Origin of the sequence: Salinicola corii (genome assembly GCF_008298015.1) — a bacterium.
GTDB classification, from domain to species: Bacteria; Pseudomonadota; Gammaproteobacteria; order Pseudomonadales; family Halomonadaceae; genus Salinicola; species Salinicola corii.
Map to the genome: position 1 here is coordinate 107,852 of NZ_VTPX01000004.1, position 22,628 is coordinate 130,479.

Below are 22,628 nucleotides of genomic sequence, written 5' to 3' on the forward strand. Positions count from 1 at the left end.
AGTCGTTTCACGATAGAGGCTAGATGGGCGCTCCCTGGTGAAAGCGCAATTGCCAACCTCCTGACGTTAACCACCAGAGGGAGCAGCGTCTGGCCCAACGCTCGCATGACCCATCGGAACGAAGATTCGCGGAACGATAGAAAAGCAGCGCGGAATGTGCCGAAAGACGCAGACAATAATATTCTTCTGCATGGATTCTGATATCCAAGCTCGCCTGGTCCTCGTACGCTGATTTGAGCACGTCGTCACGAGTGTAGTGCTGCCCGGAGCGACCAACTTCATAGAAATCAGGGTGCAAATACTGGCAAATGGCCTTCGGCGAGCGTCTGACAATTGGCTGATGCAACCTTCTCTCTCGCTCAGCGAGAACTGTCAGAAGTGTCGAATCTTCGGACCAGTCCTTCATCGACACCGCTCGGGTAGATCGCCGTACTCCCCCAGCGCCTGGCGGATCAGCAGCCGCTTCACCGGCATGAGGCGATTCACGCCGGAGAGCCCCCAGTTTCGGGCGAGCCGAAGCGCCGGCTGTCGGCTGCCGAACAACCGCTGGAATCCCTGCATGGCGGCAAGCATAGCCGCGTTCTCGTTGCGTCGGCGGCGCTCGTAGCGAACCAGAATGCGTCGGTCTCCCGGCGCCGCGCCGCGCCGTCTGGCGCGTACCCACTCCTCGGCGAGAACGGCAGCGTCCATCAATCCGAGATTGACGCCCTGCCCTGCCAGCGGATGCAGGCTATGGGCGGCATCGCCGACCAGCGCCAGGCCGTCGTCGACGTAACGCTGTGCATGACGCTGGGTGATCGGGAAGTGCGGCGTGGCGTCGATGACCTCGACGTCGCCCAGCCGCTCCCCCAATCCGCGGGCGAGCTCGATGCCCAGTTGCGCTCGCCCCTCATCGGTATCGGCCAGCGCCGTCAGCCGCCGGGCCTCAACGGGCGTGGTCGACCACACGATCGAACAGTGGTCGTCCCTACCGTCGATGGCCAGCGGCAGGAAGGCCAACGGGCCGGAGGCGAGGAAAGCCTGGCGCGCAACAGCGCCATGACCGACGGCAGTGCGAACGGTGGTCACCACGGCAGCCTGGCCGGTCTCGCGTTCGCTGACCGGGATACCGGCCATCGTGCGCAGCGGAGAGTGAGCGCCATCGGCACCGACGATCAGCGGTGCCCGCCGTTGCGACCCGTCATCCAGGGTTATCACGGCGTCGCTGTCATGGCGGATACCGTCGCAAGCCACGCTCTGTCGGCGTTCGTAGCCGGTCACTCGAGCCTCATGCAGCCACTCGACGTTGGGTAGCGACCGCAGGCGTCGGGTCAGTCCGGCCAACAGCAGGTCGTTCTCGACGATATGTCCGAGCGCATCGCCCCCCACCTCGTCGGCATCGAAGTCGATCTCGCCGCTACCTTCGGCGTCCCAGACCTGCATGCCACGGTAGGCGGACACCCGACGGGAGGCGACCCAGGGCCAGACGTCCAGGGCCATCAGCAGACGCTGCGAGGCCGCCGTCAATGCACTGACGCGCAGCGCCGGTTTGCCCTGCCCCAGGCGCGCATCGCTTCCCGGCGTCGGGGCCGCATCGACCACAGCCACCCGCCAGCCGGCCTCGCCCAGCAGCAGGGCCAGTGTCGAGCCGACGATCCCCCCGCCGACGATGATGACATCACTCTCACTCGGGTCCATTACGCGTTCTCCTTCTCTCGTCGCATACCGCGCCACCATCTGACCCGTTCACGTCCAGGCTCGTCGACGGGCGGCACTAGCGCTCGATGCCCATCGCATGCCTCGCCAAGGTCCGGCGCAACGGCCCCAGCGCATTGAGGCCGACCAATCCGGCGGCACGAGCCGGCCCCAATGCCGCGTGATCGATGCCGAACAGCCGGATCAGCCCGTCGCTGAAGCGCACGATCCGGTGCGTGTCCGCCGTGCGTCTCGCCTCGAAGCTCGCCAGCGTTCGGGGGTCGCCGGCGGCAACGCCGTCCGCACGCGCCGCGCCGATGGCGTCGGCCAGGTCCATCACGCCACGCAGGGCCAGATTGAAACCCTGCCCCGCGACCGGATGCAGCGCATGCGCCGCGTTGCCCAGTATGGCCAGATGCGGGCGAATCGTCTCCCGTGCCGTGATCAACGACAGCGGATAGGTGTGCCGCCGCCCCACCTGTCGAAAGCGGCCCGCACGATCGCCGAAGGCGCGCTGCAGCCGCTCGAGAAAGGCACCGTCGGAGAGCGCCAGGGTCTCGTCGAACGCGCCCTGCCGATGGGTCCAGACCAGCTCCATCCGCCGCCCGCCGAGTGGCAGCAAGGCCATCGGTCCTTCGCGGGTGAAGCGTTCGAATGCCCAGCCACCGTGAGCACGGCTGACCTCGACGTTGGCGATCAACGCGGTCTGCTCGTAGGAATGGTGATCGCTTTCGATGCCGAGCCGCTCCTTGAAGCCGGAACGCCCGCCGTCGGCCAGCACCGTCAGGCCGGCGTGAAGGACCTCGCCGCTGTCCAGTACGAGCCGATAGCCACCGCTCTCGGCCTCCAGCGATTCGACCCGTGCCGGACAGCGCCAGTCGACGGGCAGCGACTCGAGGCGGGCATGCAGCGCTCGCCCCATCCAGGCGTTGGGGATGACGTAGCCCAGCGCCTCCACGCCGAGCTCCGAGGCGTGCAGCCGGGTCGTGCCCAGTCGGCCACGCTCGCTGACGTGGATGTGGCGGATCGCGGACGCCTCCGTCGCCATTGCCGACCACACGCCGAGCCGCTCGAAGTGCCGTCGCGAACCGTAGGCGATGGCGCTGGCCCGGGCGTCGAAGCTGGGTTGGTAAGCGTTGGCCTCGGCGCTGCTGGGCAGCGGTTGAGGCTCGATGATGGTGACGCGCAGAGGCGCCCGCTCGTCGGCCAGCTCGCGCTCCGCTGCCATGGCCTCACCCAGGGCGCAGGCGAGGCTGGCGCCCACCAGGCCACCGCCGATGATGGCCACGTCGACCGTGGTGGATTGCCTTATCTGAGACATCTGCACCAGCCAGCTCCCTTACGATTGAAAATTCAGACGCCAGCATTGACGCGCCCTACACCGCTATTACATCTGTTACGTAATTTTTAGGCGCCATTCGAAATCGATCAAAAAACGATCAACTCCGTTCCTGCATCAGCGTCTCTATATCCTCTGCCGCCTTGGGTACCTGCGACGTCAGTACCTCGCGGCCGGACTCGGTGACCACCACATCATCCTCGATGCGAATACCGATGCCGCGATAGGCGGACGGAATGTCTTCGGCATCCGGGATGTAGAGCCCTGGCTCGATCGTCAGAACCATCCCCGGCTCCAACGGGCGTGGTTCGCCATCGATCCGATAGCTGCCGACATCGTGGACGTCGAGGCCGAGCCAGTGCGAGGTCGAGTGCAGATAGAAGCGCCGGAATCGCTGGGACTCGATGTTTTCCTCCAGCTCACCTTCCAGCAAGCCGAGCTCGATCAGGCCCGCGGTAAGATCGCGCACCACACCCTGATGAATGGACTCCAGCGTTGCGCCGGGCTCGACCGCCGCTACGGCGCGCTCTTCCGCCTCCAGCACGACGTCGTACAACGCGCGCTGAGCGTCACTGAAACGGCCGTTGACCGGGAACGTTCGGGTAATGTCGCCGGCGTAGAGGTCGAACTCGCCGCCGGCGTCGATCAACACCAGGTCGCCATCCTCCAGCGGCGCGGCATTCTCGACGTAGTGCAGCACACAAGCGTTGGCCCCGCCGCCGACGATGGTGCCGTAGGCAGGCGCGCGTGCACCGTGCCAGACGAATTCGTGCTCGATCTCGGCCTGCAGCTGATATTCGAAACGGCCGACGCGACTCGCCTGCATGGCCCGCCGGTGCGCCAGCGCGCTGATCTGCGCGGCGTGGCGCATCAGTGCCAGTTCGGCCTCGCTCTTGGTCAGGCGGAGTTCGTGGATCAAGGCACTGACATCGGCAAACCGGGTGGGCGCGATTGCTCCCCGTCGCGCCCGGGCGCTCAACTGGCCGCGCACGCCCTCGGCAATGCCCATGGCGGTGGTATCGGCCAGCGGCAGGTAGACAGTTTGGCGACCATCCAGCAGTTCACTCAGGTTGTGACGCTGGGTGTTATCGAACGCCTCGTCCATGCCGTAGTCGCTCACGGCCCCTTCGGGGCCGATACGAATGCCGGTCCAGGCTTCCTTCTCGGGGTCCTTCTCCTGGCAGTAGAGGATGGCTTCACCGGCTTCCCGGCCGGGCAGCAGCACCAGCAGTGCGTCGGGTTCGGGGAATCCGCACAGATAGTGGAAATCGCTGTTCTGGCGGAACGCGTATTCGCTGTCGTGATTACGCGTCTTGAGCGCGGCACCCGGCAACAGCACGGCACTGCGTTCCGGCAATTCGGCCATCAGGCGCTCGCGGCGGGCCGCGAACTCCTCTGGCGAGATAGGGGCCGGGCGCGGTAATGGCTCGGGTCGCATGTCTCTCTCCTTGAGCGAAGCGTCCCGGGACTCAGCGGGACGCCTGGAATATCGTCGATCACGCGCCTCGGGGCGCGGGCGAACTCAATGCAACGATGACGGTGTCTCGCCCTCGTCGCCGGCAGGATCGCCACTCTCGTTCTCGACCTGCTCCACCTGGGGTTCTCCAGGATGCTGTTCGGTGTAGAGCAGCATCGCCGCCATTCGGGCATGTTCGGTCAGCGCAAAGAGATCGTTCTCGTTTTCGGGGTCATCGGCGATGTCGATATCGATCGCCGACAGCTGGCCGAGATCCTCCAGCGCCTCTTTCAGGGGCGAGGACCAGTTCTCGTAGGTTTCGCCATCCACTTCGTTGACGACTTCGAGAAAGCCCTGGGTCCACTCCTTGAGCCCCTGGGCGCGTTCGGAGAGCGAAAACAGCTCGTCCGGCAACAGCGGCTCGAAGTTGAGCTCGGCGGCCGAGAGCGCGTCCAGCGTCTGGCGGCGCCAGCCCAGCAGCACGTCGGCGTCCTCACGGGTTTCCGGCTGTTCCACGTTGAGCGACAGGCAGACTTCCTCCAGCCACCCCTCGGTACTCAAATCGTGCAAACCGAGCTCGGCGCACAGTCGGCCGTCGAGAAAAGCTGGCGACTGCATGCTGCCATGCGCCAGAAAGACATTGGCGACGGTGGAAAAATCGAGCTGATCGTTGATGATCGACATGTCGGCATCCATGATTGGGTGATCGCAAGAGCCGGCGGGCGCATGGCGCCAGCGATGCGGCGCGTTGACCGCCAATAGCCGGCTCTCTATAGTGATTCATCAATCGCGGCGGCAAGCTGCCCGGACCCTCGACCCCGTCCGGTGCAGCCGGCCACCGACCGCGGCAGGGTAACGAATCCAGACGCGCTCGGCGCGAATGCCTGCCATCTTACCGCATCGATCTTCACCGCCCACCCCGGAGCGACAACATGAGCGACACGTCTCGCCCGACGACCGAAGTCACCCTGCTGGGCAAGCCCTACGTGATCGCCTGCCCGCCCGAGGAGCAGGATCAGCTGAAGCGCTCCGCCCGCTACCTGGATCGCGCCATGCACGGCATCCATTCGCGGGGCAAGGTGTTGGGTGCCGAAAAGATCGCGATCATGGCCGCCCTCAATATTACCCACGAGCTGCTGACGGCGCTGGATTCGCATCGCGCCGGCGAGCAGAGCCTGAGTGATTTGAGCGAGAGACTGGAACGTGCACTGTCCAAGGCAGGCGAACCCGGGCGGCAGACACCGTGATGCCGAAAGCGCCATCGGCATCGTAATCCGACATTGGGCAACGGGGGCCGCTCTGCTACGATGGTGGGGTTTCCTGGAGTGTGCGCCAGTCATTACAAGTCCCTCGAGCCTATGCGCAGTACCCAGGGGGCCAATTGCTAGGCAGGCCCGTGTGCATGTCCGCGCGTCGGAAAGCCTGAAGGCCTGCCTGCGGCCACCCACCTTGAACCAATAGGTTCAGGGCCAGAATGACAGCGGCACTCTGGGGAACTCTCTTGTCGTTCAAGCAGACCACCGCAACGATCACCCATGACTCTGCCCAGGCTGCCACGGCCTCGTCGTCGGCCGTCGATGGGTGTCTCGATCGGCGCGAGCTTCGACGCGAACTGCGCCGTCGCCGTCGTGCACTGACCCCGCATCAACGACGCTTGGCCTCCCGCGAGCTCTGTCGCCGCCTCAAGTGTCTGCCCGAACTGCAGCGCGCCCGGCGCGTGGCGCTCTATTTGCCCAACGATGGCGAGATCGATCCGCGCCCGCTGATCGACTGGTTTACCACCCGTCGCGCCCAGATCTATCTCCCGGTATTGCGCCCGCTGGTAGAGAACCGGCTGTGGTTCGTGCGCTATCACGCCGACACCCGAATGACCCGCAACCGCTTTGGTATCGCCGAACCGGACACCCGCTTCGGCGCCCATCGCACCAACCGGCTGCCCGCCTGGGCGCTGGATACCGTGCTGCTGCCGCTGGTGGGATTCGACGACGACGGCCAACGGATCGGCATGGGCGGTGGATTCTACGATCGCACTTTCGCCTTCGCCCGACGACAGCGCCCCAGGCCCCGACTGATCGGGCTCGCCCACGACTGCCAACGCGCCGACTCGCTGCCCGTCGAGCACTGGGACGTGCCGCTGGACGCCATCGTCAGCGACCGGCGAATCGTCCGCCCCCACAGATGAAATACAACGCCAGCCGATACCGAACGACTGGTGACGGCAACGCCTGAAACGAAAACGGCCGACAGCGTTTCCGCTACCGGCCGTTACGAGCCATACCCCTCTGGCTGATTCTCTTCACCACGCCGCGATTCGTCGACCGTCGCCAGCCGAATGATCCAGCGCGTTCACGGATCTCAGGCGCCCAGCAGCGTCTGCGCGTAGCCCGTTGCCACCACGCCGACGCCGAAGATCAGTACCAATGCCATTACCAAGTCGGGCTTGCGTCTCATGTCGACTCCGCTGCGTTGGGTTCGGTCGCTGCCCCCCGCAGCGACGCGCACGACTATAGGGTCAGGCCAAAATCTTGACAAGAGTGTTTGCGGCCCGGATGACACCTTTTTTCGTTACCCCATAGTATCGGCATTAACACAAAAAGGTTGAGATCGGATTCAGGAATTTTTAGCGCCTATTTCACCCTTTTACAACGGCTTCCGACGAATTCTAGGCCATGAACAGCCGGTAAGCCGTGTTGTCGGTCTCCTTCCAGTAACGATAGCCGATGCGATCAAAGTGCTCTTCGGCATGGGCGCGGTCACCGTTGGGCATCTGCAATCCCACCAGCACCCGGCCGTAGGCAGCACCGTGGTTACGGTAGTGGAACAGCGAGATGTTCCAGTCCGCCGGCAGGTGGGTAAGAAAGTTCATCAAGGCGCCGGGGCGCTCGGGAAATTCGAAGCGATAGACTTCCTCCTCGAAGCGCTCCCGAGGCCGGCCGCCGCCCAGATGGCGAATGTGGAGCTTGGCCAATTCGTTATCGGTGAGATCCTCGACCGGATAGTCGGCCTCGCGCAATCGGCGGATCACCTCTTCGCGATCCTCGCCCCCCGGTTTGACCTGGACACCGACGAATATGTGCGCCCCCTCCGGATCAGCATAGCGATAATTGAATTCAGTCACCATGCGCCGACCGATCACCCGACAGAACTGCTTGAAACTGCCCGGCCGCTCGGGGATCTCCACCGCCAGGATCGCCTCGCGCTGCTCGCCCAGCTCGGTGCGCTCGGCAACGTGCTGCAGCCGGTCGAAATTGATATTGGCGCCCGAGTTGATGCACAGCAACGTCTGATCCCTGACCTGCGTCTGCTGGACATATTTCTTCAGTCCCGCCAGCGACAGCGCACCGGAGGTTTCCGCCACCGCCCGCGTGTCGTCGAAAGTGTCCTTTACCGCCGCGCACATCTCGTCGGTGTTGACGGTGATCACGCCGTCGACGTGATGGCGCAGGATCTCGAACGGCGCCTCACCGATCTGCGCCACCGCGACCCCTTCGGCGAACACCCCGACCTGATCCAGCGTCACCCGTTCGCCGGCCTCCATGGCCGCTTTGAGACAAGCGGAGTCCTCGGCCTCGACACCGAACACTTTGATCTCCGGTCGCAGATACTTGATATAGGCCGCGATACCCGCCAGCAGTCCTCCGCCGCCGACGGGGACGAAGATCGCATCGAGAGTGCCGGCGTGCTGGCGCAGGATCTCCATCGCCACGGTGCCCTGGCCGGCAATCACGTCGAAATCGTCATAGGGCGGAATATAGGTATAGCCATGCTCGGCGATCAGCTCGCGGGCGTGGCTCAGCGCTTCACCGAAGGCGTCACCCTTGAGCACCACCCTGGCGCCCCAGCCACGGACCGCCGACACCTTGATGTCCGGCGTGACCCGCGGCATCACGATCACCGCCTTGACTCCCATCTGCTTGGCCGCCATCGCCAGCCCCTGGGCATGATTGCCCGCGGACGCCGCGATCACGCCCTTGGCCTTCTGCTCGTCGCTCAACTGCGCCATTTTGTTGTAGGCGCCGCGGATCTTGAACGAGAACACCGGCTGCAGGTCTTCGCGCTTGATCAGAATGCGGTTGGAAAAACGGCGGGAGAGCGCGGGCAGCGGGGAGATCGGGGTCTCCCGGGCCGCCTCGTAGACGCGGGCCTGGAGAATCTTCTTGACGATGTCTTCGAGTTGCATTCGGGTATGTCCTGGCGAACAGCTGGGGTGCAGCGCTCCCGCCTCGGGGTCGGCGGGCACGGGAACGGTGGGTGGTAGTGGACCCGTATTGTTAGCAGACCCCGGCCCCGAGCGTCCAGCGCCATCGGCAGCGTGTGCCGCTTGCTTTATACTGGCGGCGCTTCGTTCGAACCCGAATCCAATTCTTCCCTCTCAGCCTGCCGGAACCGACATGACCCAGGACGATCTCAAGCGCGCCGTCGCCGCTGCCGCTCTCGAAGACATCGACAACCTGCTGACACCGGATGCGGTGATCGGCGTGGGCACGGGCTCCACGGCTAACCACTTCATCGATCTGCTGGCCGCTCGCCGACACGACTTCCGCGGCGCGGTGGCAAGTTCGGAAGCGACGACTGCGCGGCTGAAATCCCACGGTATCGACGTGCTGGAACTCAATCATGTCGGCACCGTCCCAGTCTATGTCGATGGCGCCGACGAGATTGACGCCAAGCTGCGCATGATCAAGGGCGGCGGCGCGGCGCTGACCCGGGAAAAGATCGTGGCGGCCTGCGCCGAGCGCTTCATCTGCATCGCCGATGCCAGCAAGCGGGTCGAGGTACTGGGCGGCTTTCCGCTGCCGATCGAGGTGATTCCGATGGCGCGTTCCTACGTCGCTCGCGAGATGGTCAAGCTCGGCATCACGCCGGTCTATCGGGATGGCGTGCTGACCGACAACGGCAACCGCATTCTCGACGGCTACGACAAGCTGTTCGACGAGCCCGAGGCGATGGAAACGGCGTTGGACGCCATCGTCGGCGTGGTCACCAACGGCCTGTTCGCGCGACGCCCGGCGGACGTGCTGATGCTCGGCGGCGACGGTGGCGTGGAGCGTTTGACGCGCTGACCCGACGCGCTATAGCCGATTGGGGCACTCGATGTTTTCGGCGAAGGCGATCAGATTGGCGCAGGTCACCTGGGCGATCTCCTGCAACGCTTCCACGGTGAAGAAGCCCTGGTGCCCCGTGATCAGCACGTTGGGGAAGCTCGCCAGGCGCGCGAACACGTCATCGTCGATGATCTCCGCCGAATGGTCGCGGAAGAACAGTTCGCTCTCCTGTTCGTAGACATCAATGGCCAGCGCGCCGAGCTGGCGCGACTTCAACGCGGCTACGACCGCCGGCGTGTCGATCAGCGCGCCGCGTGAGGTGTTGACCAGCATGGCCCCCGGCTTCATCGACGCCAGCGATTCGCTGTCGATCAGGTGGTGGGTCTGCTCGGTCAGCGGACAGTGCAGCGAGACGATATCGGCGCGGGCCAGCAGCGCCTCGAGCGGGACCATCTCCCCGTAGGCCTGAAACGCCTCGGCCGGATAGGGGTCGTAGCCGATCACCTCGCATCCCAGCCCCTTGAGAATTCTCGCCATGCAAAGGCCGATGCGACCGGTGCCGATCACGCCAGCCGTCTTGCCATGCAGCGTGACCCCCAGCAAACCATCGAGAGCGAAGTTACCCTCGCGCACCCGGTTGAATGCGCGGTGCGTCTTGCGATTCAGCGTCATGATCATCGCCAGTGCGTGCTCGGCGACCGCTTCCGGCGAATAGGCCGGCACCCGAGCCACGAACAGACCGAGCCGATACGCGGTTTCGAGATCGACGTTGTTGAAGCCGGCGCAGCGCAGCACGATCGCGCGAGTGCCTTGCGCCGCCAGCGCTTCGACCACTTTGGCATCGAGGCAGTCGTTGACGAACACGCACACCGCCTCGCTACCTTCGGCCAGCGCCACGGTGGCGGTGCTCAGACTGGCCTCCTGATACATCCACTCGAGGCCGGCGTCGGCGAACCGGGATTCGACGCATTCATCGAAAAAGCGACGATCGTAAGGTTGGGCACTGAAGACGGTAACTCGCATGGCGAAAAACTCGCGGCAACGGGAGACATCTCCTAGGGTAGTGAACCCTGGCCCCACCGCCAGAGACCAATCGCCGCAGCACGGTGCCGAGACGTCTACCATCAACCGCGCCTGCCATCGACCCGAGCGGAGATCCCTCGAGCGTGCTCCCCATCGTCCATCATCACGGTTACAGCATCGACTGGCCCGAGCGCCATCCGTTCCCCATGGCGAAGTTCCGCGCACTGCGAGAGCGGCTGCGCCAGCTGGGTTTCGACCAGGACGACGAGATCCGCTGGATAACACCTCAGCCAGCCAGCAGCGAGGCCCTGCTGCGAACCCACACGCCAGAGTACCTGCAGCGCTTCTACCTGGGCGAGATCGCGGCCACGCGGCGTACGCCGAGCGGCTTCCCCTGGTCGCCGGCGCTGGTCGAACGCACCCTGCTGGAAGTCGGCGGGACACTCGCCGCGGTGGACAGCGCCATGCAGACCGGGCTGGCACTCAACAGCGCCGGCGGCACCCACCACGCCTACGCCGATCGTGCCAGCGGCTACTGCCTGCTCAACGATCTCGCGGTAGCCGCCCATTACCTGCTGGCCGAGTATCGTCTCGAGCGGATCCTGATCGTCGACTGCGACGTGCATCAGGGAGATGGAACGGCCTGGATCTTCCGCAACGAGCCAAGGGTCTTCACGCTGTCGCTCCACGGCGAGGCCAACTTCCCGTTCGAGAAGCGCCGGGGCGATCGCGACGTGGCGCTACCCCGCGGCACCGGGGACGACGCCTATCTGGAGCGCCTCGAAACGGCGCTGGACTCGATCCTGGGCGACTTCCAGCCGCAGTTCGTGCTGTTCGATGCCGGCGCCGACGTGCACGCCGACGACCGGCTGGGACATCTGTCGTTGAGCGACCACGGCCTCTATCGCCGCGATTATCGGGTGCTGGCGAAGTGCCGAAGACTGGGCATTCCCGTCGCGGGCGTCATCGGCGGGGGCTATGACCGCGATCTCGAGGCACTGGCCGGGCGTCACGCCCAGTTGTTTCTCGCCGCGCTGGCGTTGACCGCCGGGTGAGCGGGTAGCGGGTCGGACCGGGGCGACAGCTGCCCGGAAAGCGCGAAATACCGGTACATTACCAGCAGCGAGATCAGGTGCTCGAGGCGCGTATCGCGAAATCGATCCACATGGGCGTTGGCGTTGCGGATGATCGCTTCGGCTTCTTCCGGACGCGTCGAGTAGTAGTCCATCTTCTCCTCGAGATCGTGGCAATCCTCGGCCAGCGGCACATAGTGAACATAGGGCTCCAGCGCGCCTTCCATGAACCAGGTCTCGTAACGCGGAGGCGGCATCAGGCAGAGCGAGTTCGACGACAGGATCCACTTCAGATTGGTGGCAACGTCCTTGCCCTCGAGGCTCAGCACGAACTTGTACTGCAGTTGCGCCTCGATCGACAGATAGGGTCGATAATCCGGCTGATGGCGCCGCTTGGCATGGCTCTGGCCGATATCCATCCGCGGGTGCCGGCAGAACCGGCGCAGCACCGCGGCCCGGTGCTCATGGAAGCACTTCCCCCGCCAGACGACGCCGGTCTTCTTGTCGGCGTACCGCAACCGATCGTTGGCGAAATGGAAGTGGCGCACGCTGTTGAGCTTCAACAGCAGGTTGTTGGCGTTGCCCGGCGGGGTCTCGCGACAGATCGGGCGGCTCTTGACGATCGTCGGCGTCTCGGCCACCCAGGTCACATCGCCGAAGCGGTAGTTGAAACGCAGCTCGGGATCGAAATGACGAACTACCCGTCTGGCGTCCAGGTAATAGGCGCCGCGCTTCTCGTAGCGAAAATCGCCGATACGCACCGCCCCGTCGCCAGGGTCGAAAGGGCTCGCCAGACGATTGTAGTAATCGACTCGCTTCATGGCGGCACGCATCTCCTCGTCGGAGAGCGTCGCCATCAATCGACGCAGACGCTGGCGATAGAGACTGTCGGGAACGAGCAGGCTGGCGATACCGCCAGTATAAAATCGCAACTTGCGACTCTTGAATCGAAAGTCCATACGGGAATATCCAGCAGCCAAAAGGTTCGCGCCATCGAAGAGTGTCGCAGTCATTTCTGACACGTTTCTGACAGACCGAACTTTCAATCATTCCCGTCGATGACGTTACGAATCGTTCAGCAGCGCAGCGATTCTCTTGCGGGTCGCCGCCAGCGCCCCCCGATTGGCCTCGACCACGGCCCGCCCGGCCGCGCCAAGCCGGTGACGGCGATCGTCGTCCTCGAACAGCGATATCAGCGTGGCGCCGAGCTCATCGGCATCGGCGACCTCGAGCCTGGCCTCGCCGGCCGCCAGCGTATCGGCGATCTCACGCAAGTTGTCGAGATGGGGGCCGCTCACCACCGCCACGCCCAGCGCCGCCGGCTCGAGCAGATTGTGGCCGCCGACCGGCTCGAGCGAGCCACCGACGAAGGCGACGTCGGCGCAGCCGTAGAGCCGCATCAGATCGCCCATGGTATCGACCAGCAGTACCGTGGTTTCCGCGTTGACCGGCATTCGCGCGCTCAATCGCACGACCTGCTCCCCCCGCTCGCGGCAGATCGCGTCGACGGCATCGAAGCGCTGGGGATGGCGCGGCACCAGAACCAGCAGCGCCTCGGGATAACGGCGTTTGAGCGCGGCATGGGCGACCAGCGCCTGCTCGTCTTCCCCTGGATGGGTGGAGCCCGCGATCCAGACCGGTCGCGCTCCCCAGCTCGCCCGCAATTGCTGGCTGGCGTGGCGCGTGGCGTCGTCCACGTCGAGATCGAACTTCAATGCCCCGGTCACCGTCACCCGCGTCGCCGGTGCGCCCAGCGAGACGAATCGCTCGGCGTCCAGTGGCGACTTGGCACCGATCCAGGCCACCGTCTCGAGCATGCCCCGGCTCAGGGCCCCGAAGCGCTGGTAGAGCCGGAAGGCACCGGCACTCAAGCGGCCATTGGCGATCACCACCGGCACGCCCCGGCGTCGACACGCCGCCAGCAGGTTGGGCCAGAGCTCGGTTTCGGCGATGACCGCCAGGCGGGGGTTCAGTCGGGCGATGAAACGTCGCGCGCTGATCGGGAAATCCAGCGGCAGGAAATGGTGGGAGACCCGTTCGCCGAACATCTGGCGAACGCGCTCGGCGCCGGTGGCGGTCATGGTGGTGACGACCAGGTCGTGATCCGGGTGATCATCCAGCAGCGAGCGGATGAGGGGCGCCGCCGTGACGACTTCGCCCACCGATGCCGCGTGCAGCCACAACCGTGGGCGATCACCCTCCACGGCAATGAAGCCAAGCCGCTCGCGACGGGGGTGAGTGGGCAACCACTCACGCCACACCCGCCACCAGATCAGCGGCGACAACAGACAGACGGCCAGCGAGTAGAGCCAGCGCGCGAGTCGCGACGAGAGGCCGTGTCGAGCGCGCACCGCGACTCAGCGCTCGCGGTCGAGAATGGTATCGATCATGGTGGTGGTCGAGACGCCATCCTCGAAGCCCAGCACCAGGACTTCGCCGCCATTGGCGATGACCGCCTCGCCACCGGCGATATCCTCCGGCCGGTAGTCGCCGCCCTTGACCAGCCGATCCGGCAGGATCGCCTCGATCAGCCGCGCCGGCGTGTCTTCGCCGAAGGGGACGACCCAGTCCACCGCGGCCAGCCCCGCCAGCACCTGGGCCCGGCGCGCTAGCGTGTTGATGGGCCGCTTGGGCCCCTTGAGTCGCGCCACCGAGGCGTCGTCGTTGACCGCCACGATCAGGCGGTCACCGAGGCGCTTGGCCTGCTCCAGATACGCCACGTGGCCGGCATGCAGGATGTCGAAGCAGCCGTTGGTCATCACCACGCGCTCGCCGCGTGCCTGGGCGGCACGCACAGCGCCGACGAGGGAATCTTCCCCGATGAGGCCATATTCGGCCAGGCTGTCGCCGTGCAGTGCCGTGTACAGCTCCGCCACCGACAGCACCGCGGTGCCGGGTTTCGCCACCACCAGCCCGGCGGCGAGATTGGCCAGCATCACCGCCTCGCCGAAGCCGTGGCCAGCGGCCAGCGCCAGCCCCAGCACCCCGATCACGGTGTCGCCGGCACCGGTCACGTCGAAGACCTCTCGCGCGTGGGTCGGCAGATGCAGCGGGGCGTGACCTTCACGAATCAGGGTCATGCCACGTTCACTGCGGGTGACCAGCAGCGCTTCCAGCGCCAGCGCCGCTCGCAGCGTCTCGCCCTTTTCCGCCAGCTCGACATCATCGGCACAGGGACCAACGATCGCTTCGAATTCGGTCAGATTGGGCGTGATCACGCTGGCACCGCGATAGCGGCTGAAATCGCTGCCCTTGGGATCGACCAGCACCCGCTTTCCGGCCGCTCGGGCCGCGGCGATCAATGTCTCGACCCGGTTCAGGCTGCCCTTGCCGTAGTCGGAGAGAATCACCACTTCCGCATCACCCAGTGCCGCCTCGACCTTGGCGACCAGCGGCGCGGTGTCGACGTTCCACAACGGCGACTCGAAGTCGAGGCGGATCAACTGCTGGTTGCGACTCATGACGCGCAGCTTGGTAATCGTCGGCACTTCCAGACTGCGCTGAAAGTGAGCACTCACATTCGCGGCTTCCAGCGCACGTTCCAAATGGTCGGCGTTGTTGTCGCTCCCCACGACGCCAGCCAGACTGGCGTGCCCTCCCAGCGAGGCGATGTTGAGCGCTACGTTGGCCGCCCCACCGGGGCGGTCGTCGGCGTCCTCGACCTTGACCACCGGCACCGGTGCCTCGGGGGAAATCCGCGACGTCGCGCCATGCCAATATCGATCGAGCATGACATCACCCACCACCAGCAGGCGGGCATGCTCCAACTGCGACAGGTCAATCTTCATGCGGCGGCTCCGTTACGTCGTCGGCAATATCGCGTGTCGCGGCCATCAGCCCGTCCAGATGCTCGACCACGTCGTCCAGCGTGATCAGTGCCATGGCATCGGCGTGACGCACTCGCGTGCCCCAGTTGACGGTCTCGGCGGATTTCTTCAAATAGCGACGCACGGCGTCAGGGTAGCGATTGACCACATGACTGCGCCAGCAGTACGGGGCCGCGCGATCCGGATTGGTGGTGGCGTAGAGCCCCAGCGTCGGCGTACCCAGCGCGTTGGCCATGTGGACCGGGCCGGAATCGGGTGCGATCACGACGCGCGCCCGATCCAGCAGAGCCAGCAGGCCCTTGAGCGACGTTCGGCCGATGGCATCGGTGATCTCGACATTGGGCACCAACCGGCGGATCTGCTCGCCCATGTCGCGTTCCTGGGGGCTACCGCCGCCACTCATGACGGTCCTCAACCCGAAGCGCTGCCAAACGTGCTCGATCACAGCGGCATAGCCCTCGGCCGACCAGTTGCGAAAATTGCGCAAGCGCGGGTTGGCGCAAGGACTGATCACCAGATAAGGCCGATCGCCGGTCAACTGGCGTGCTTCCTGGTAAGCAGCTTCGGGGACCGGCAGCGACCAGTCGAGCCGGGTGTCCTCGACGCCCAGCAGGCGGGCGAAATCCATGAAGGATTCGAGCACGTGCGCCCGTGGGTGAGGGGCCAGCTGGCGATGGGTGAACCAGTGCTGCCAATCCTTGGCCCGGGCCTTGTCGTAGCCCACCCGCACGTCGCATTTCAGCCCCAACGACAGTACGCTAGCGCGCAGTGCCTGTTGCATGTGCAGCAGAACGTCAAAGCGGATGTCCTCGAACTGACGCCAAATCGCACGCATGCCCTGGAAACCGGTGGACTTGTCGTAGACCACCAGATCGACGCCATCGAGGCCGTCCAGCAGGCCATATTCGGCCTTGCCGACGATCCAGGTGATTCGTGCCTCGGGCCATTGGCGCTGCAGCGCGCGCACCGTGGGCACCAGATTGCAGACGTCGCCCAGCGCGGAGAGGCGCAGGATGCCGATATGTCGCGGGCGCTCTGGCAGAGATTGCTTCATGGGCTTGAATGAATTCCCATTGAGTAAAACGTCCATTCTAACGGAAGTTGGCTGGGCATGACTCGCAACCCGGCCAACGCGCGTCAATCGTGGCGCTTCGACCGAACCTTCAAGATAAGACATTCATGATCGAAGAATCTGCTCGCGGCGCCACCAGCCGTATCGGCCACCTGGTCAGCCTCAGGAACCTGGGCGGTGTGGAACGCTACTTCACCCGCTTCTATACCCGACATACCCCACAGCACGACCACCATGTGCTGTTGCAGACCGACGAAGTTCATTCATTGCTCGAGCCAGCTTACGCTCCCCACCGGGCGGCGCGGATGCACAGTATCAAGGGTGGCCGCTGGCGGATTCCCAAGTTCCTCCCGAGCATGCGCCAGCGTTATCAGTTCGCCATGATGCAGCGCCTAAAACTCGATGCCGTGGTGGTCTGGAACAAGATCGTCAATCATCCACTGGCGTTCGACGACAACATCCCGCTGATCCACTTCGAACGCGGGAGTGCTTGGCTGGCGGCGGATGCGCCTGGCTTGAGACGTTATCTGTCGCGTCTGGACGGCGTGCTCTGCAACTCCTACGCCGGCCTGCGGATTCTCCAGCTCAAGTGGCAGTTGGATCCCGACATCCCCTATCGCGTGCTGCAGAACGCCATCCGCCTCCCGGAGCAGGCCGCCAGCCACCCCGGCGACCGTTTCAGGCTCGGTTTCGCGGGCCGTATGACGGGCTTGAAGGCGCCGATGGTCGCCTTGGAAACCTTTGCCGAACTCAAGCAGCGCTGCCCCGAAGCGGAACTGTGGATCGCGGGAAGCGGGCCGCTGGAGCCGGTATTGAAACAGTGGACGGCACGTTGGAGCTTGAACGACAGCGTTCACTTCAAGGGCCTGGTCGACGACATGTCGGGCTTCTACGCCTCGCTGGACGCCTTCATCTGCCCCTCCTGGCGCGAACCCTTCGGCAACGTGGTCCAGGAAGCCCTGGCTCATGGCCTGCCCACGCTGGTCGGCAATGCCGATGGCCTGCCGGAGCTCGTGCGTCACGGCGTCAATGGCGCCGTCTTGAACCCCGGCCGTTCGCGTCAGAGCTTGGCACGCTACGATCCTCGCTGCGCTCAGGGCCCCAACGAGGTCTACGATCCGACCACCGACAGCCTCGTCGAGGCCGGCGTGCTCGAGCCGACGGAAGCCGCCACGGTCCTCGAGGGCTGGGCCCGGGATCCAGCGCTGCGGCGAGGCATGGCGCAGGCCGCCCGCGAGCAGGTCGCGCGCGAGTTCGATCTCGACCGCTACGGGGAGACGCTGGTGGATTTCGTCGACAGCGTGATCCGTTCCTAGGGTTCACAGTGAGGCGAAGGAGTCCCGCAGCTTCTCGGTCTGGCGACGGTAGGAGTAATCGCCCACCAACTCGGCAAGCTCGGCGCCCAGGGATTCGAGGTCCGATGCCGTCACCAGGACCTCGAGACGCTCGACCCAGCCCTGGATGTCGCGGCTATCCAGCATCAGCTCGGCATGGTCGGCCTCGAGCAGTTCGGCGGCACCGGTGGTGGACGAGAGCAACACCGGCGTGCCGCATGCCATGGCCTCGAGCGACACGCGTCCGAACTCCTCGATGTGCGCCGGCAGCACGAACAGATCGAGCGCACCGTAGAGCGTCTCGACATCACTGACCGTGCTGCGCCACAAAAAGCGCTCGGCGATGCCGACTTGCTCGGCCTGGCGCTGGTAGGGAGCGAAGTCGTCCTTGCCGACAACGAGGAAGCGGCACCGGCCCGGCAGGCGCCGCTCCAGCCCGGCGGCCATCTCGACGAAGCCGGCGACGTTGCGCTTGGTGAAATTGCCCGAGGTGATCAACCCGATCAGGCGGGTCTCCTCTTCGATGCCCAGCTCGCGTCGACATGCCTCGCGGCCTGCCGAGGCCCGTTCGATGTTGAAGATGTCGGGGTCGTAGCCGGGGTAGCTGATCTCGATTCGCGAGTCGTCTATGCCATAGCGATCGCGAAAATCCTCCGCCATCATCCGCGAATTGACCGCCAGGCGACGAAACCTGGCACCCTTCAGCACATGATCGTGAATGGCGGCCACTTCGTGACCGGCGGGGAGGTCGTGGCCATGGATGCGCTGGCTGGCGAGATGCACGCAGTTGTGCATGTAGACGACATCGGGCGTCTCGACATCGCCGTGGCTGACCACCATCGCCGGCCGATGACGCCGGCACCAGGCCTGCACGCGGCGGTTGAACCAGAAGCGCCGGAACGGGCCCTTGAATGGCCAGCGCCTGAGCCGGATCAGCTCGGCACCGGCGGCTTCTGCCAGCTCGCGCCGGCCGCGCTCGGCCAGGATCGTCACCCGGTAGCCCAGGGTTTTCAGCGCCGCGGCCTGCTCGAAGGCATTGCGGCTGGCACCGGTGCTTTTCTCCACCTGGCGAATGGCGATCACGGCCAGCGGCACTTGCGAATCTTCGGTCACGACAACTTCCTCGAGTTCAATGGGCGCCCGACGGGTCGACGAATCCTCGGCGGCTCGAAACGCCGACATGCGACAGCGGGTCTGCCCGGTTACAATGCGTCCCGCCGGCCCGTTGCCGTCCGGCATGTTTCCACGCTTCCGGCGCGCCTATTCCGCTTCGGCCCTACGTCAAGGATCGGCCATGTCGCTATCGACCTATCATCATCGGGACGCGCATATCTTATACGATCCCGCACGCCTCGCTCAGCCCGACCTGCCGATTCTGCCCGAATTCGGGGAAGCCTGGCTCGACCCGGATGCCTGGGCCGAACGCGGCCTGGTGGTCGGCTCGGCGCCGGGGCGCGGTGCCAGCCAGTTTCTGGCCGTCGATGGGGCTCGCTGGGTGCTACGGCCCTATCGCCGAGGAGGCATGGCGGCCAGGATCAGCCACGCCGACTATCTCTGGACGGGGCTAGAGCGCACCCGCGGCTTCCGCGAGATGCGCCTGACCCGCGCGCTCCACCAGCGGGGCCTGCCCGTTCCGGCGCCGGTGGCGACCATCGTGGTGAGACACGCCCTGCGCTACCGCGCGGCACTGATCACCGAGCGCCTGCCTGGCAGCCAGACGCTGGCGGACCACTTGCACGATGCCACGCCGGCACTGCTCGCCGACGTCGGCGAAACCATTCGCCGATTTCACGATGCCGGGCTCGACCATGTCGACCTCAACGCGCGCAACCTGCTGGTTTCAGACGACGATAAGGTTTGGCTGATAGATTTCGACCGCTGCCGACTACGCCCGAAAGGCGCCTGGCGTCAGCGTAACCTGTCACGACTCGAGCGCTCCCTCGTGCGTTTCTCGCCCGCCAACGCGGAATCACTCTTCACCGCCATCGTCGAGGGTTATCGAAACGCTCCGACGGATCACGACAAGGTCTGACCCTCCATGCAAGATACGCTGAGACGCCGTTGGCGCGGTGCGCTCCTTTTCGCTCTGGTGCAACTGCCGCTGGTGTGGCTGATCGCACTACGTTACTCGCCCTATCTGGCCATCCCGCACGACCCGATGGGGATCGCCTATCTGATCCTTACCTGGATCGGACACTTCGGCATGCTGGTCCTGCTCGGCTGGCTACCGCTGGCCGCGCTGGCGCTGGTGCTCAAGGCACGCTGGCTATGGGTCCCGGCGACGCTGCTTGGCGCACTGGGACTGAGTGCGCTGCTGCTGGACACGGTCGTCTATGCCCAGTATCGCTTCCACGTGAACGCTTTCATGGTGTCGCTGTTCCTCAACGACAAGAACGGCGAAATCTTCAGTTTCACCACCACCACCTGGCTGGTGGTCGTCGGCTGCGTCGTCGCGGCCCTGGCGCTCGAAGGCTGGCTCGCCCGGCGCCTGATCGTGAGCAACCGTGGCCGCCGTCTGCCGGTCGGACTCGTCTGTGGCGTGGTGCTGGTGACGCTGCTCGGCAGCCACGCCCTGCATATCGTCGCCGATGCCCGCTACCATCGCAGCGTGACGCAGCAGGTCGGCATCTATCCGCTGCTGTTCCCGGCCACCGCCAAGGATTTCATGGAGCAGCACGGCTGGCTCGATCCCCGAGCCGCTCGCGCCGAGCGGGCCGATATCGATGCCAAGCAGGCACAGAATCTCGACTGGCCGAAGAACCCGCTGAGCTGCCAGTCCAGCGACAAGCCCAACGTCATGGTCGTGTTGATCGACTCCTGGCGCGCCGACGAATATGGCCCGCAAAACACGCCCAACCTCTATGCGGCGTTGAACGCCAGCGGTCGCCGGTATCTCGCGCACTACAGCGGCGGCAATGCCACCCGTAACGGAACCATGAGCCTGTTCTACGGCCTCAGCGGCAACTATTACGCCTACCTGGACGACACTCAGACGCCACCACTTTTGATCACGCAGCTGCAGAAGCAGGGCTACGCGCTGGGCATCTTCTCCTCGGCCAGCCTCGACGGCGTCGGCTTCGATCGCACGATCTTCACCTCGGTCGATCCGCTGCGACTGAGCACGCAAGGAGACTCTCCCTCAGGTCGCGATCTTCGAATGACCGAGGACTGGCTAGCCTGGCTCGACCAGCAAGAGCGGAAAGACGACGCCCCCTGGTTCAGCATGCTGTTCTACGATGCCCCCCACGGCTACGATGTGCCCGAAGATGCCGCCCAGCCCTACCAGCCTTCGGTGCAGGGCATGGATTATCTGGATCTGGGACCGGATACCGACCCGGTACCCTACGCCAACCGCCACCGCAATGCCGTGCACTACGACGACGAGCTGCTCGGCCGGGTGATCGACGATCTCAAGACCAAGGGCGAGTGGGACGACACAATGTTGGTGGTCACCGCCGATCACGGCCAGTCATTCAACGATTTCGGCAAGAACTACTGGGGTCACAACAGCAATTTCGCCTCGCCACAGACCCACGTTCCGATGATCGTCAACGGTCCGGGCGTCGAATCCGGACGCGTCGAGGGCATGACCAGCCATCTCGATGTCGCACCGATGCTGATGCGTCATGCCTTGGGCTGCACCAATCCGCTCGCCGATTACGCGCAGGGCCAGGATCTGCTGACGCCGGGTATCGATCATCCCTGGGTCCAGGCCAGCAGCTATATCGATTACGGCATCATCGAGCCAAATCGCATCACCGTGGTCGACGGCACCGGCCAGTGGAACATCGTCGACCGGCAGCTCGATTCCATCGACAACGCCGAGTTCTCGCCGGCGGTGTTCGACGCCATGCAGTGGTTCCGTCAGTTCTACCGCTGACAAACCCCGCGCTACAATGCCTCAGGTGCCGACCGGCGCCGGGGCATCGCGTTGCTCGCGATGCCTCGCCGCTGGCCGCCAAATGACTCCACTCTCCGACGATCCAGGACTGCCCATGGCCGCCATTACCGGCGTGGTGATCACGCTCGACGAAGCCGATAACATCGAAGCCTGCCTGGCCTCGCTCGCGCGCGTCTGCGACGAGCTGATCGTGGTCGACTCCGGCTCCCGCGACGACACAGTCGTCCGGGCCGAAGCGTCCGGCGCCCGCGTGATCCATCAGCCTTACCTGGGCGATGGCCCCCAGAAGCGGGTCGGACCGCAGGCCGCCAGCCATCGCTGGGTGCTGTCACTGGACGCGGACGAGCGGCTCACCGACGAGGCCGTGGCGGCGATTCAGGCGCTCGACCTGGACGACGCCAGCCACGATGCCTACGCGCTGCGCCGACGCAATTTCATCGGCAGTCGCTGGATCCGCCACTGTGGCTGGTATCCGGACTACTGCATCCGGCTTTTCGATCGCGACCGCACCGGCTTCTCCGACAGCCGCCAGCACGCTTCGGTGCCGGCGACGAATCCGCAGCGCCTGGACGCCGACCTGGAACACTATTCGTTCGCCAACCTGGCTGAACTGTTCGGCAAGGCCAGCGGTCGCTTCTCCAATCGCGCGGCCAAGATCATGTACCTCAAGGGCAAGCGAGCCAACGGCTGGTCGCCGGCGCTGCACGGCGCCAATGCCTTCGTACGCAAGTACCTGTTCCAGCGTGGATTCGCCGGCGGCCTCGACGGCGTCTCGGTAGCGCTCTCGGCGGGGGTCAACGCCTACCTTAAATACGCCAAGCTGCTCGAACTGCAGCGCGATGCCAAGGTGCGCGACGCCGAAGACTTCGACCGGATCTGGTGAA

The 22,628-nt window shown here is 65.0% G+C and carries 20 protein-coding genes and 1 other RNA gene; 9 read left to right on the plus strand and 12 right to left on the minus strand.

Going from position 1 to position 22,628, the window contains the following annotated elements:
- Positions 1–19: 19 nt before the first annotated feature.
- The 5 genes from F0A16_RS22255 to F0A16_RS08975 form a co-directional block, all read right to left on the minus strand.
- Positions 20–406, minus strand: coding sequence for a nuclear transport factor 2 family protein (locus F0A16_RS22255; protein WP_149435053.1), 387 nt, complete (start codon positions 404–406; stop codon positions 20–22).
- A complete protein-coding gene (locus F0A16_RS08960; protein WP_149435054.1) occupies positions 403–1,677 on the minus strand; it encodes an FAD-dependent oxidoreductase in 1,275 nt (424 codons plus the stop codon). The genes F0A16_RS22255 and F0A16_RS08960 overlap by 4 nt, the downstream gene beginning before the upstream one ends.
- Positions 1,678–1,753: 76 nt before the next feature.
- Positions 1,754–2,995 carry a 2-octaprenyl-6-methoxyphenyl hydroxylase gene (gene ubiH / locus F0A16_RS08965; RefSeq protein ID WP_149435055.1) on the minus strand — a complete coding sequence of 414 codons (1,242 nt, stop codon included), beginning with the start codon at positions 2,993–2,995 and terminating at the stop codon, positions 1,754–1,756.
- Positions 2,996–3,113: 118 nt separating this feature from the next.
- The gene (gene pepP, locus F0A16_RS08970) at positions 3,114–4,451 is read right to left on the minus strand and encodes a Xaa-Pro aminopeptidase (protein ID WP_149435056.1); all 1,338 of its coding nucleotides are present in this window, start codon (positions 4,449–4,451) and stop codon (positions 3,114–3,116) included.
- Positions 4,452–4,535: 84 nt separating this feature from the next.
- The gene (locus tag F0A16_RS08975) at positions 4,536–5,153 is read right to left on the minus strand and encodes a UPF0149 family protein (RefSeq protein WP_149435057.1); all 618 of its coding nucleotides are present in this window, start codon (positions 5,151–5,153) and stop codon (positions 4,536–4,538) included.
- Positions 5,154–5,401: 248 nt separating this feature from the next.
- Between F0A16_RS08975 and F0A16_RS08980 the strand changes: the two genes are divergently transcribed.
- The 3 genes from F0A16_RS08980 (at position 5,402) to F0A16_RS08990 (ending at position 6,651) form a co-directional block, all read left to right on the plus strand.
- Positions 5,402–5,716 (plus strand): cell division protein ZapA, encoded by a 315-nt coding sequence (locus F0A16_RS08980; protein WP_149435058.1) that lies wholly within the window; start codon positions 5,402–5,404, stop codon positions 5,714–5,716.
- A 67-nt stretch (positions 5,717–5,783) separates the two neighbouring features.
- Positions 5,784–5,968: non-coding RNA, 6S RNA (ssrS, locus tag F0A16_RS08985), on the plus strand.
- A gap of 29 nt (positions 5,969–5,997) precedes the next feature.
- Positions 5,998–6,651: a 5-formyltetrahydrofolate cyclo-ligase gene (locus tag F0A16_RS08990; RefSeq protein WP_149435306.1), complete on the plus strand. Its 654-nt coding sequence runs from the start codon at positions 5,998–6,000 to the stop codon at positions 6,649–6,651.
- A 480-nt stretch (positions 6,652–7,131) separates the two neighbouring features.
- On the opposite strand, the gene ilvA is transcribed toward F0A16_RS08990, so the two are convergent.
- Positions 7,132–8,649 (minus strand): threonine ammonia-lyase, biosynthetic, encoded by a 1,518-nt coding sequence (gene ilvA, locus F0A16_RS08995; protein ID WP_149435059.1) that lies wholly within the window; start codon positions 8,647–8,649, stop codon positions 7,132–7,134.
- Positions 8,650–8,860: 211 nt separating this feature from the next.
- On the opposite strand from ilvA, the gene rpiA reads away from it, so the two are divergent.
- On the plus strand, positions 8,861–9,532 hold the full coding sequence (gene rpiA, locus F0A16_RS09000) for a ribose-5-phosphate isomerase RpiA (protein ID WP_149435060.1): 672 nt from the start codon (positions 8,861–8,863) through the stop codon (positions 9,530–9,532).
- 9 nt (positions 9,533–9,541) lie between these two features.
- Here the strand turns inward: rpiA and F0A16_RS09005 are convergent, their stop codons facing one another.
- A complete protein-coding gene (locus tag F0A16_RS09005) occupies positions 9,542–10,537 on the minus strand; it encodes a 2-hydroxyacid dehydrogenase (RefSeq protein ID WP_149435061.1) in 996 nt (331 codons plus the stop codon).
- A gap of 143 nt (positions 10,538–10,680) precedes the next feature.
- On the opposite strand from F0A16_RS09005, the gene F0A16_RS09010 reads away from it, so the two are divergent.
- Entirely contained in the window at positions 10,681–11,592 is a 912-nt protein-coding gene (locus F0A16_RS09010; protein WP_239023772.1) for a histone deacetylase family protein, read from the plus strand.
- Here F0A16_RS09010 and F0A16_RS09015 read toward each other — a convergent pair.
- The 4 genes from F0A16_RS09015 to F0A16_RS09030 all read right to left on the minus strand — a co-directional run bounded on the left by F0A16_RS09015 (position 11,547) and on the right by F0A16_RS09030 (position 16,491).
- Entirely contained in the window at positions 11,547–12,542 is a 996-nt protein-coding gene (locus F0A16_RS09015; RefSeq protein WP_239023773.1) for a glycosyl transferase family 90, read from the minus strand. The two genes, F0A16_RS09010 and F0A16_RS09015, sit on opposite strands and share 46 nt — an antisense overlap.
- A 132-nt stretch (positions 12,543–12,674) precedes the next feature.
- Positions 12,675–13,961, minus strand: a complete 1,287-nt coding sequence (waaA, locus tag F0A16_RS09020; protein WP_149435063.1) for a lipid IV(A) 3-deoxy-D-manno-octulosonic acid transferase — start codon at positions 13,959–13,961, stop codon at positions 12,675–12,677.
- Positions 13,962–13,967: 6 nt separating this feature from the next.
- The gene (gene hldE / locus F0A16_RS09025; protein WP_149435064.1) at positions 13,968–15,398 is read right to left on the minus strand and encodes a bifunctional D-glycero-beta-D-manno-heptose-7-phosphate kinase/D-glycero-beta-D-manno-heptose 1-phosphate adenylyltransferase HldE; all 1,431 of its coding nucleotides are present in this window, start codon (positions 15,396–15,398) and stop codon (positions 13,968–13,970) included.
- On the minus strand, positions 15,388–16,491 hold the full coding sequence (locus tag F0A16_RS09030; RefSeq protein WP_149435065.1) for a glycosyltransferase family 9 protein: 1,104 nt from the start codon (positions 16,489–16,491) through the stop codon (positions 15,388–15,390). The genes hldE and F0A16_RS09030 overlap by 11 nt, the downstream gene beginning before the upstream one ends.
- Positions 16,492–16,616: 125 nt before the next feature.
- On the opposite strand from F0A16_RS09030, the gene F0A16_RS09035 reads away from it, so the two are divergent.
- The gene (locus F0A16_RS09035; RefSeq protein WP_149435066.1) at positions 16,617–17,825 is read left to right on the plus strand and encodes a glycosyltransferase family 4 protein; all 1,209 of its coding nucleotides are present in this window, start codon (positions 16,617–16,619) and stop codon (positions 17,823–17,825) included.
- Between the two features lie 3 nt (positions 17,826–17,828).
- On the opposite strand, the gene F0A16_RS09040 is transcribed toward F0A16_RS09035, so the two are convergent.
- Positions 17,829–18,956, minus strand: a complete 1,128-nt coding sequence (locus F0A16_RS09040; RefSeq protein WP_239023774.1) for a glycosyltransferase family 4 protein — start codon at positions 18,954–18,956, stop codon at positions 17,829–17,831.
- 181 nt (positions 18,957–19,137) lie between these two features.
- Here F0A16_RS09040 and F0A16_RS09045 point away from each other — a divergent pair, with 181 nt between their 5' ends.
- The 3 genes from F0A16_RS09045 (at position 19,138) to F0A16_RS09055 (ending at position 22,627) form a co-directional block, all read left to right on the plus strand.
- Entirely contained in the window at positions 19,138–19,875 is a 738-nt protein-coding gene (locus F0A16_RS09045) for a 3-deoxy-D-manno-octulosonic acid kinase (protein WP_149435067.1), read from the plus strand.
- Positions 19,876–19,881: 6 nt separating this feature from the next.
- Positions 19,882–21,723: a DUF3413 domain-containing protein gene (locus F0A16_RS09050; protein WP_149435068.1), complete on the plus strand. Its 1,842-nt coding sequence runs from the start codon at positions 19,882–19,884 to the stop codon at positions 21,721–21,723.
- A gap of 115 nt (positions 21,724–21,838) precedes the next feature.
- A complete protein-coding gene (locus tag F0A16_RS09055; protein WP_149435069.1) occupies positions 21,839–22,627 on the plus strand; it encodes a glycosyltransferase family 2 protein in 789 nt (262 codons plus the stop codon).
- Position 22,628: the final 1 nt, after the last annotated feature.